Source organism: Plectonema cf. radiosum LEGE 06105 (genome assembly GCF_015207665.1).
GTDB classification, from domain to species: domain Bacteria; phylum Cyanobacteriota; class Cyanobacteriia; order Cyanobacteriales; family Nostocaceae; genus Rivularia; species Rivularia radiosa_A.
In genome coordinates, this window is sequence record NZ_JADEWL010000094.1 from 15939 (window position 1) to 27726 (window position 11788).

9 protein-coding genes are annotated in these 11788 nt (G+C 35.1%); 7 read left to right on the top strand and 2 right to left on the bottom strand.

Translation table 11 applies throughout. The annotated features are described in order from the left end of the window. Positions 1 to 45 precede the first annotated feature (45 nt). Genes IQ247_RS22110 through IQ247_RS22140 form a run of 7 tightly spaced genes read left to right on the top strand, consistent with a single transcriptional unit; the run spans position 46 to position 8234 of the window. A complete protein-coding gene (locus IQ247_RS22110; RefSeq protein WP_193923331.1) occupies positions 46 to 414 on the top strand; it encodes a hypothetical protein in 369 nt (122 codons plus the stop codon). After that, positions 368 to 3109 carry a putative type IV secretion/conjugal transfer ATPase gene (locus IQ247_RS22115; protein ID WP_193923332.1) on the top strand — a complete coding sequence of 914 codons (2742 nt, stop codon included), beginning with the start codon at positions 368 to 370 and terminating at the stop codon, positions 3107 to 3109. Before IQ247_RS22110 ends, IQ247_RS22115 begins: the two co-directional genes overlap by 47 nt. Before the next feature lies 1 nt (position 3110). Continuing rightward, a complete protein-coding gene (locus IQ247_RS22120; protein ID WP_193923333.1) occupies positions 3111 to 4007 on the top strand; it encodes a hypothetical protein in 897 nt (298 codons plus the stop codon). Further along, positions 4004 to 5029: a hypothetical protein gene (locus IQ247_RS22125; protein ID WP_228059953.1), complete on the top strand. Its 1026-nt coding sequence runs from the start codon at positions 4004 to 4006 to the stop codon at positions 5027 to 5029. The genes IQ247_RS22120 and IQ247_RS22125 overlap by 4 nt, the downstream gene beginning before the upstream one ends. Positions 5030 to 5082: 53 nt before the next feature. Beyond that, positions 5083 to 5880, top strand: a complete 798-nt coding sequence (locus IQ247_RS22130; RefSeq protein ID WP_193923334.1) for a hypothetical protein — start codon at positions 5083 to 5085, stop codon at positions 5878 to 5880. Between the two features lie 30 nt (positions 5881 to 5910). Beyond that, the gene (locus IQ247_RS22135) at positions 5911 to 6582 is read left to right on the top strand and encodes a hypothetical protein (protein WP_193923335.1); all 672 of its coding nucleotides are present in this window, start codon (positions 5911 to 5913) and stop codon (positions 6580 to 6582) included. 32 nt (positions 6583 to 6614) lie between these two features. Further along, complete coding sequence (locus IQ247_RS22140) at positions 6615 to 8234, top strand: TrbI/VirB10 family protein (RefSeq protein ID WP_193923336.1); 1620 nt, start codon at positions 6615 to 6617, stop codon at positions 8232 to 8234. Positions 8235 to 8344: 110 nt separating this feature from the next. Here IQ247_RS22140 and IQ247_RS22145 read toward each other — a convergent pair whose 3' ends face one another. Continuing rightward, the gene (locus IQ247_RS22145; protein ID WP_193923338.1) at positions 8345 to 8809 is read right to left on the bottom strand and encodes a hypothetical protein; all 465 of its coding nucleotides are present in this window, start codon (positions 8807 to 8809) and stop codon (positions 8345 to 8347) included. A 126-nt stretch (positions 8810 to 8935) separates the two neighbouring features. Beyond that, the coding region (locus IQ247_RS22150; protein ID WP_193923339.1) for an ATP-binding protein at positions 8936 to 11788 on the bottom strand (2853 nt) is incomplete at its 5' end.

Consider the following 11788-nt stretch of genomic DNA (forward strand, 5'->3'; position numbering starts at 1 on the left):
CAAAATCCAAAATTGATTGACTGCTGTATTTTGTATTTTATTTTTATGCACGAAGACGAAAAAGAATTTCGACCCGTTAATCAAATTTTAGGAACTCAACCTTCTCTTGGTCCGATTCCAGCAAATCAAATTATTCCTTGGACTTTAATTGCACTAGGTGCTTATTTTATTGTTAATGGATTTTTGGGTGGATTATTTAGGGATGAGTGGCAAAAATGGTTGTGGACATTTTTGGTTGCTGGTTGGGGAATGGCTACTTGGTGGATATTGAGTGGGGGTAGGAGTTGGCGATTTTTAAGCAAGTTTGTGGGTGTCCCCAAATGGACGCGAGGAATGGCGAGATATCGGAGTTTTCTAGGCTTTTATCATGAAAGAAAAAATCGGAAAACAAAGCGTCAATCCCGCAGAAGGTAGATTAACGCCCTTTGAGGATGGATTGCATTTAGCGACGATGTTACAGATAGCAATGCATGGTCGTAATATTGGTGCGTATATTTTAAATAAAAATGCTCAAAATGACAGATTATGTTTTGTTTTTGGGTTTGATTGTCGGGGTATTCATACAACTTTAAGAACAGAACAAATTAATGCAGTTTGTAATCGAATTGAATCTGGTTTAAAGGATTTACCTGAGGAAGAAAGAATTACATTTCATTTGGGTTCATTTACAGGAGATAGTCAGCGTCAGTGGCAATTAGGGGAATTAGTTAAAAAAACGCGATCGCGAGATATTCAATATTTATTAACATCGGAACGCGCACGAATCAGAAATTTGACGCGAGAAGGAATTCGCAAACCGAAATTTTTGCGGATTTATGTTACTTATACGGTGGAACCTGATACTAGAGCCAGTGATGATTGGATTGAAAAAATCATTGCTAAGGCGGAAAATTGGTGGTTAGCGTTTAAGGGTGAAACGACAGAACGAGAAACCCAACGCATCGAAACAATTATTACTAATGCTTACAATGAAGGTTTTCGCCGTTGGGAACAGGTATTAGCAAATAAAATGGGATTGGATATTCGTCCCCTCACAGCAAAGGAATTATGGGGTGAGGTTTGGAGAAGATTTAATCCGACTCCGGTGATCGAAATTCCCCAATTGTTAGTTTGGGATGAAAACGGATTACAGGAAAAAACTTCTTCTGATTTACCCAGTAGTAAATTATTGTTGGAAAATACTCACAGTACGACTTTTTTAACAGAATCCAGCATTCCTGTGGCAGAAAGGAAATGGGTAAGGGTAAAAAATAATTATGTGGGGGTGATGACGTTTTTAGAAAAGCCCGGTGGTTGGGTAGATAAAAATTCCCAATTACGCTATTTATGGGAATTAATTGCACGGGATTCCGTGGTAGATACGGAGGTTTTTTGTGAACTAACTTCTGCCAATCCAGCGATAGTTAAAGCCACATTACAACGGGTTTTAAAACAATCAAATATGACGGCAAAAACTGCTCAAGAAAAAAGTAATACCATTGATGTGGGAGCGCAAATTAAATTACAAAAATCCATCGCTGCTCAGGAAAAAATTTATGAGGGATCTATACCTATTTATACAGGAATTGCTATCTTAGTTCATCGTCCTAATTTAGATAAATTGGATGAAGCTTGTCGATATATAGAAAACTGTTTTCAACGTCCTGCAAAAGTAATTCGTGAAACCGAATATGCTTGGAAAATTTGGTTACAAACTCTACCGATTGTTTGGGAAAGTTTATTCGCAAAACCTTTTAATCGTCGTCAATTGTATTTAACCAATGAGGTTTGGGGATTAACTCCTTTAGTCACAACTCGTGCTGGTGATAAACAAGGATTTGAATTGATTGCAGATGAAGGAGGAACTCCGGTATATATTGATTTATTTAATCAACATAAAAATTTAGCATTATTTGCTACTACACGTGCCGGTAAATCAGTACTGGTATCAGGAATTTTAACTCAAGCTTTAGCTCATAATATTCCTGTTGTGGCTTTAGATTTCCCCAAACCTGATGGAACATCTACATTTACTGATTACACCCAATTTTTATCCGAATACGGCGCATATTTTGATATTTCTAACCAAGCTAATAATCTGTTTGAAGCCCCAGATTTGCGATTATTATCACCGGAAGAACAACGCGATCGCTTTCAAGATTTTTTCGCGTTTCTCGAATCAGCTTTGATGACAATGGTATTAGGTAATACTAGTGAAAACCAGTTATTATGGCAAACAGTACGTTCCTTAATCAACTTAGCTTTAACCGAATTTTTCGCCGATGCAGGGATACAATCAAGATATGCGATCGCCACTGAAAAAGGTTTTGGTTCACCGGAATGGGATAAAATCCCGACATTAAAAGATTTTCTGCCTTTCTGTTGCCGCGAACATTTGAATTTACCTACAGGTGGGAAAAGAGTTGATGAAGCATTAGAAGTCATCAATTTAAGGTTGCGGTTTTGGTTACAAAGCCGGGTTGGACAATCAATTTCTGCACCATCAAGTTTTCCTACAGATGCACAATTATTAGTATTTGCACTGCGGAATTTATTAGATAGTGAAGATGCAGCATTGTTATCGTTAAGCGCTTATGCAGCTGCATTACGTCGTGCTTTGAGTAGCCCAGCATCGATATTTTTTATTGATGAAGCACCAATTTTATTTGAATTTCCGCAAATATCTAATTTGGTAGGAAGACTTTGCGCTAACGGTGCAAAATCAGGTGTGAGAGTAATTTTATCAGCCCAAGACCCTGATACAATTGCTAAATCTAGCGCTGCATCTAAGATTTTACAAAACCTGACAACCCGATTAATTGGACGAATTCAACCTGTTGCAGTTGATAGTTTTATTAATATTTTGCGATATCCCCGTGAAGTTATTAGTCGCAATGCTTCGGAAAGTTTTTTCCCCCGTAAAGAAGATATTTACAGTCAATGGTTATTAGATGATAACGGAATTTACACCTACTGTCGCTATTATCCTGGTTATGAACAATTAGCGGTAGTTGCTAATAATCCAGAAGAACAAAGTCAACGTCAAAAATTTATGCAAAAGTACCCGGATAAGTATGAAGCAATTTCCCAATTCGCTGGATATTTAGTCATGAAAATTCGTGGAGGTTAAAATGAAAGAAAGTATTAAAAATCAAAACAAGATAAATTTCAGAATATATTTATTGAGAATCTGTTTTTTATTACCTCTAACGCTTGTAATCTCTAACTTACCATCTTGGGCGGGTTTGGGTAATGTTTGGATAGAATTTCAATCCTATAGCAATGATTTTAAAAATTATTTAAATAATCAAGCTACTGAGATGTTCAATCAGATGCAAACAGTGAATACCACAGTTAACAATGCATCGGGTGAATTGAGAATTCCCAATCCCAATACAACTAGAAAAGATGTAATTAACCAACTTAGTCAATATCCAATTCCCGATAAGTATGAAAATAATTCTGTAGTTCATGGGAGTAAAATTAGCAATAATTTAGACCGGGAGATTACCCGTGGTGCAATTGATGCAACATTAGGAAGTGGTGGACAGGCAAGGATAAAAAATACATTACAAAATGCTCAAAATTCAGTTCAACAAGTAAATATTGCCCTAGAGACAGCATCTACAAATAAGCAAAGAAAACAATTGGAAATTCAAGCTGCGGCTAACACATTAACAGGACTAAATATTGACAATCTAAATCCAGTTACCTCGGCTTTTTCATCCATGTTGAATAATCAAGCTAAACTAACCCAGTTAACATGGGAAGGATTGGCTGATTTAGAAATCCAAAATCTGAATATTCAAAATGAACAGACGAGGATTTTAGCGGCTAATCTAGGAACTAATATCCAAATTCAACAAGATTTACAATATTCCCATTTAAATCTGACAAATATCTCCACAGAGCTAGAGGATATTAATCGCGATCGCAGAATTGAAACTGCGACTACAGCAGCTAGATTATTACGGGTTGCAACTCAATCTAATTTATTCCAAACAGAGCAAGGGAGTAAAAAGGAGTGATAATTATTATTAATATTTTTTTGGCTCAATTCGATACCAATAGTCTGATTGAAAATGGGTCGATTGTTACTCAAAATATTGCGACGAATTGGGATAAACAATGGATTGATTTATTACAGACTAATACCAATAATAATATCTATGGAGCATTAACAAGACTGGGTATTTTCTTTGCTGTTGGCACTTTACTTTTATTTGTGGCTCAATGGTTACGAGATGTTTTAGAAAACGAATATTCTCGTCCTATTTCTTCATTAATCATGCCATTTATTATCGTATTACTATTAGCAAATCCAGGGAATGGTACTCCCCTATCTAATTTAACTTTGGGGACAAGGAATTTTTTAAATACGATTAATCAGCAAGTTATCACTACTACCAATAATAATCAAATATATCAACAAGCAATTAATCTTAGTGTTGCTGAAGATTTTGTCGGTGCATTACTTCGTCCTTGTCAATCGCTGATGGGAGAACTACAAAATCAATGTTTAACTAAAAGCAAAGAAAAAATAGATCCACTTTGGGGAAATTATCGTAATCAATATGGAAACCAACCATGGATAAACCGCTTAGAAACCCAAGTTAATCAAATTATCTTTAATACCTATCCCGTTTCCGAAGTTGAATTTAATTCTCTATTAGGTTCTAATAGCCAAATAAATTTTAAAAACCTATTAATATCGTCTCAATTTGCCTTTCAAAATCTGATGGAAGCAACAATGTTGTTAACCGCTGCTCTTGGTCCCATTGCACTAGGTGCATCTCTTTTACCTGTCACAGTCAAACCTATTTTTGTTTGGTTAACTGGATTTTTCGCAATTGCGATCGCCAAAATTTCATTTAATATTATTATCTTAACCACAGCCACAGTGGTAGTGGATACATCAGCCCAAAATATTGCCACCAATTTAGATTTAACTTGGTTTTTAATTTGTATTGGTATACTTGCTCCTATCTTATCATTAGTTATCGCTGCGGTAGGAGGAATTACGACATTTAATGCTATGAATAATTCTTAGAAAAAGTGATTATAACTAGAGAATAAACCGTCAGATAACTAACCCATAAAAAAATGGCTGGACTACTCCCAAAACAAAAAAAACAAATTAATTTCCTCCAAATATTGGCAATTATTACCTTGATTTTCAATATATTTACACTATTTTTTATTATTTACCAAGGACTATTAATTCGGAATATTACTACTCGAAAAGCACCCACATTTATCGAATTAATTAACGGAAAACCTGCCACAGCAAACAATATACTGGAAAGAAATCCCGAAGCAATTCGCCAATTTGTCAGTACAACAATGACCGCAATATTTAATTGGAGCGGGAACCTACCACCACAAACTATTGAAGATGCAACTAATCCTAAACCAGACTTGGGAATTACAGTCAAAACACCCCAAGGATACAACAAAAAAATTACTTCTAGTAGTTGGGTTGCAAGTTTTGGTTTAAGTGAAGATTTCCGTCAAGGATTTATAACCCAAATTGCGGATATGACACCTAATGATATCTTTATTTCTAACAATAATAATCAAAAAATTACCGGACAATTGCTAATTAAACGTGTTTATCCACCAGAAAATATTTCACCAGGAAAATGGCGGGTTGGAATGGTTGCGAATATCGTTCAAAATAGTAATAATAAAAAAACTATTACCCCTTTTAATAAAGATTTTTTAGTACGTGCTGTTGATGCTTATGAACATCCTTTATCTGGGGAAATTACACCCTTACAACAAGCAGTTTATAGATTGCGATCGCAAAAATTAGAGATTTACGAAATCACTGATTTGTGTCTCAATGATACTTCAAGTCGCTGTCAACCAGGTTTTAATACAAATCAATTTATCAATTAATGATTAACCAATTTTACACATACCATCATTATGCACTTAATCAATCAACCGAATAAAAAGCAATCAAATATTCTACCTTTATTTACAGTTGCAATATTCAGTGTGAATTTATTAGCATTAGGATTGTTGATATTTAATGCTTCGATGTTAAATCGAATTACAAATTATTTTCCTCAAGTATTAGGACAACTTGTTGATGGAAAGGCAATTTCCTTTGCACCTCAAGAATATCATCAAAGACATCCAGAAAGTATTCGTCGCTTTGTTGGTGAAAGTTTAACATTAATGTTTACTTGGTCAAAAAAACAGTCCCCGGAAACAGTTTTGAATTTTAGCTCACAATTAGTTTCTAAAAACCTAGGCAATAAATTTATCTCAGAGATTAATCCTGAAGGTAATGGTGAAAATATTGAAAGCTTTTTTATTATTGAAAGCATCTCTTCTCCAGAAAAAATTAAACCAGGAATTTGGCAATTGAATGTTAATGCGCGGCGAGTATTTTTTCTAAATAAAGACATGAATGGGGAGAGTACAGTTTGGCGAAAAAATATAATTGTTGAAGCAGTTGATAGTCCGATAATCCAATCAGAAAAACCTCTACATTCTTTGCAAAAAGCAGTATATGATTTATCTGAAGTACAATTAAAAATTCTCAATGTTTGTGATGTGACAGATAAAGTTTGTTTAGATACTTCTGTTTAATTAGCAATTTGTAAATCTTCTCAATTAAAATCATGAATAATTTATCTACTTCTGAATTTTATCGTAATCCCAATAATACCAATGAAGAATCGGTCAATTCTACTGATGATTGGCAACGTAAAATGGCTTATTTAGTAGGTTTTGATGATGATTTACACGATAAGGATATAAATAAAAATGATTTAAATAATGATAAATATGACGGTGAAATTGCTTCGATAAATTCAGATGAAATCTCCACATCCGAGTCTCAAAAAACTCGACCTTCCCTAGCCTCAAATCCCTTTACAAAAGTAGTAGTTGTAGGTACAGGGACTTTAATTGCAGTTACCGTTGCAGGTGTATTACTATCCCAAATGATGGGAGGAGGAAATAATCAATCATCATTACCTACTGCAATTAAAAATAATATTCCCGAAACACAACTCAATGAACCAAATCCCCAAGCAGAAATTGAACTTTTAAAAACAAAATTAGCTCTATCTGAACAAGCAAAAGCTGTAAAATTAGCACAAATGCAGTTAAGAACATTGCAATCTCAACCCCAAATTTCTACTCCCGTAAACAACTCCAATAATAATACTCCTGCTCGTCAAATTTCCCAATCTCCACCCCAAACAGCCCCCCGTGTCATCATTCAACGAGTACCCACCCCAGCACCAACTGTTTATATACCCAAAATTGTCACAGTTGAAAAGGAAAAAATCGTTCGAGTTCCACAATTGGTAGCATCACAACCAGTTGTATCGCAACCACGACGACAAGTTACACCAAAAAATCCACCTTCTCTCAACCCACCTTCACAGAATTCCTTACCAACCTTAACACCAACAAATTCATTGCCCATCATACCCAATACCGAGGTAGCAAACATCCCCAAACCTCAAATCTCACCTAGCAATCGAATTTTAAACCCCGAAGACGACTTGCTAGATGATATTTCCCAAATATCGATAGCATCCGCAAATAATAGTACTTCTTTGCTACAAAAGGGGTTAAATAGCCAGAAAATAGTCCCAATCGGAACTAGCATTAAAGGAGTTCTCGCGATCGCGCTTTTTGGAGAATCGCAAAAATCCCCTAATTCTCAAAATGATGATAATACTTTTGTGATTCGTCTCAACGAACCATTAAAAACCCGCGATGGTAACATTGCTTTACCAGCAGGTACAGAATTATTAACACAGATTAGTAATATTTCTGATGCCGGAATGTTACAATTACAAGCGAAATCGGCAATAGTTAATCGCAACGGTAAACTTGAGCAAATCACCCTACCTGAAAATGCAATCAGAATTCGCTCTCCCCAAGGTAAACCATTAATTGCTCAACAATATCCTAAAAAAGCTGGAAAAATTGCCGGGATGGATACAGGATTATTTGCGTTGGGAGCTATTAGTAAAATCGCAGAATTATCTAACCGTACTGATTCAGAAATTATTACAACCGCAGGAGGAAATATTGTTACTCAAAATAATGATTCAGTAAACATTTTGACTGGAGCGCTAGAAGGAGGTACAAGCTCAATAGTCCCCCAAATTTCCGCTCGTAATCAACAAGCAGTTTCTGAGATGATGAGACGTGGTAATATTTGGTTTCTCGCTGCGGGTACTCCAGTAGAAATTTTTGTCAATCAAATATTAGAATTTTAAATAAGAACTTGTAAAGAATAAATATCATATTTGATCGTAATTAACAGTTAAAAGTTATTGTAATTTTGGTTTTTAAAATCTAAAATGAATTAAACCTTTGACCTTAAACCTTAATTATTCTCAAGATTTGATTGATTGAGTTCCTGACATTTAGCAGCTGCGGCTTGATAAGCTGTTAAATATTCTTTACCACCTAACATTACATCCCCATAATATTCATAAGGTGCATCACCATAAATTGGTAATGGATCATCTTCTGGATAATCTTCTTTTGACTCCTCAATTATTGCTTTAAGTTTTTTTCCGGTGAAAGTTTGTGCTGTAAAATACCACATTTCTTGAGATTTTTTAGCTAAATGTGGTAAATTGGGGTCGAGTATTCGCGAATCTAACTCTATCCAAGCGTGTTCGAGAAGTTGATAAGGTTTGCGTTTAATAACTAAAAAACCTTGAGCATAAACCGCACCCTCGGTAGCTAATAACGCTTGATAAGCATTTTCAAAAGGCTTCTTAGCTTTACTTTTGATTTGAGCGGCAATTTCTAACGAACCAGCTTCATCCAGTAACTTATCCATCAGTAGTAAGGATAAAAGCATAGACTACAGTTAATAGTTTACACGTTAAAGGTCAAAGGTTAAAGGTCTGCATATTATAGATTGATAATAAACAACTGTCCACTGTCCACTGTCAACTGTCCATTGTCAACTAACACCTCCGATTGCGATCGCAGTTAATAGAGTGAATACTCCCAAGGTGATTAATGCAGCTAATAATACATTTTGATAAATGCGGTTGAGTTTGTCTTCGCTGAGGATTCTTTTGTTTCTTTCTTTTTTTAGTTCTGCAATTAATTCATTTATTCTGGGTTTTTGCTGTTTTTGAATAAATGAGGCTAGATAATCATGTACTAATTGATATCTATCAGCAGGATTTTCTGGAATTAAAACTACTATACCCGCTTCTACAAATATTCGTAATACTAAGTCTAATTGATTGGTTTCTTTAGTTAATTCTTCTAAAGATAAAGCTCGTAAATCTCTTTCTAATTCCGCACGAGTTTTCAGTGGACGAGTACCTTTTTCATCTGTAAGTAAATATAATAATAATTCAGCTACTTGACGATTGATTTCGCCGCAATCTTCTACTACTTCTTTCATGTAGCGTTTTACTAATTCTTCTTTTGGTCCGCAATTATCATACTGAATTAATTTAGTAATATTCTCGGTTTGTAATTGCGCTCCGACTACTTGTAATTCAATTGGACGAACTTCTCCATATTTAACTGATAAATCTTGTACTAGTTGCTCTATTAAACCTGGTTCTAAATGAAAATTAGAATGCTGGGTTAAGCGTTCAATTAAAGATTTAGCATCAGAAGATGGAAAGTTATCCAATTTATAAAGAATATGTTTACTGAGAATGTCATTATTAATAATTTTCATACTCGATAGACGATTACATTCGAGTAAATAATGTAGATAATCTTCTCGTAAAGATAAAATAACTTTGACACTTAAAATATTTAAACATTCTCCCATAAATTCAAAAAACTGCCGTCTTTGAACTGGTGAATTATAAACAAAAAAGAATTCTTCAAATTGGTCAAAAATCAAGACTATTCGTAAATTATGCCATTCACTTTGTCGTAATAATTCTAAGATAACTTCGGGTGATTCAGGATTTGAAAATGGAAAATGATAAAATTTATTACCCGATTCTCCATCTATTCCAAATTGAATTCCTTTAGATTTTAATGCTTGGATTAATAGTTTTCCTAATTCATATATCCAATTAGTGTAAGTTCTTACTAGTACTGGTACTATCTCTTGTAAACCAATAGAACTATGTTTTAAAGCGGGTACTAATCCTGCTTGTACTAAAGAACTTTTGCCTACACCAGAATATCCATGAATAACTACCATTTTGCAGTCGGGACGAGCAATTTTTTCTAATAGTTTTTTTACGTCTCTTGCTCTACCAGATGCAGTCATTTCTGGTGCAACTGTTTCTAATACAGATGCTGCTTGTATAGAAGTTGTATGCAAGGTTTCTACAATTAATTTTGCTTGTCTTTGTGGTTGAATAATTCCTGCACCAATAAAGGCTCTAAAACCATATTGTTGTTCTATAGAACGCTGTTCAAGTTTAACGCGAAATGCTTCCAAATAACGAAATTGTTCCCAATAAACTTCGCGCAAAGCTTGTAAAATACGTATATATTGATGCGGGTTATCTTGAGAACCAATATCTCGTGCCATTTGTAAATGTTTTACCGCTCGCTGTTGTTGTTCTAGATGTCTTTCGGAATTTGCTAATAATAGTAAATATAAAGCGCGGTGTTGTAATTGTCCGGAGGGAGCTTTGGCAATATTGTGTAATGCTTGATAAGCATATTGTTTCGCTTGAGTCCATTGATTTTGACTCGATGCAACTTCTGCTAAAAAGCCGTAAGCTTGCGCTACTCGCAAAGAATTTCCATATAATTGCTGCAAATCTAAAGACTTTTGAGCAATATTTTTTAGCTCGCTCCAATCTTCTAAACGCTGCAAAACTTCACCCAAAGGATTAATAAATTTAGCTACTAAATTTGGATGATTCGCTTGAGTAAAAATATTGATACTTTGTTGAAAATATTGTTTTGCTGCTTGCAGAAAATCTAAAGATTTTAAACGATATCTTTGAGCTTGTTGGAAATAACATAACCCAATATAAAATAAAATTACTCCCATGCGGAATTTAGAATTAGGAAGGAAAGAGGCACGAACAAGGGGATGGGGAGGAGCAGAATAAACTTTTGCTTTTTTAATTGAAAATTGATGAGTATCAATTGAATTTTGCCAAAAAGTCAAACTTTGATGATAATGTTCCAAAGCTTGTTCCATTTTATTTGTTAAATAAGCATCTTGTCCCAAAACAAACTCTACACTAGCCTTGAGAGCAGGTGCTAATTCATATCTTCTACCTTGTAAATCTTGGAGTGCAGTAATCACTTCCCGACGACGCAAATATCCCATTTGCCAACCTAAACAGTAAGCATCGGCAGCTAATGATGTAGCAAATAAAGCATCGGTATCTTCCTTGAGAGTTGCAGTTAATTCCGAAGTCGCGATCGCAAATTCTGTAGTAGTAGCCCAACTCTCGAAATCGCTTGCTGAGCGGACTAATTGCGGCAATACTTCATCTGTTACCCACAAGATAACGGGGAAATGAAACTGCTTGCGAAACTCTTCGCGCACCTGATTAGTCGCACTCAACATTTGTTTTAAATTATGCACCGACTCTAAGTAAAACACCATCAAAGCATCCGGTGGATTATCCTTAACCTCCTCAGCAATAGTTCCGTAAAGAGTCTTATCAGTACGCTTCAAATTCAGAATCCGGATATCAACATCAGTCAGCTTTCGCAAACGCTTCATCAATCGCGATCGCAATCGCAAATAATTACACCGAGCCAAAATCAACTTAAACTCACCCCTTGATGCTTCCAAAGTCCAAGCAAGTTCCTCTAAACCCTCCTCATTCGACGAAAGAAGAAGGGATGGGGTGATGGGGGG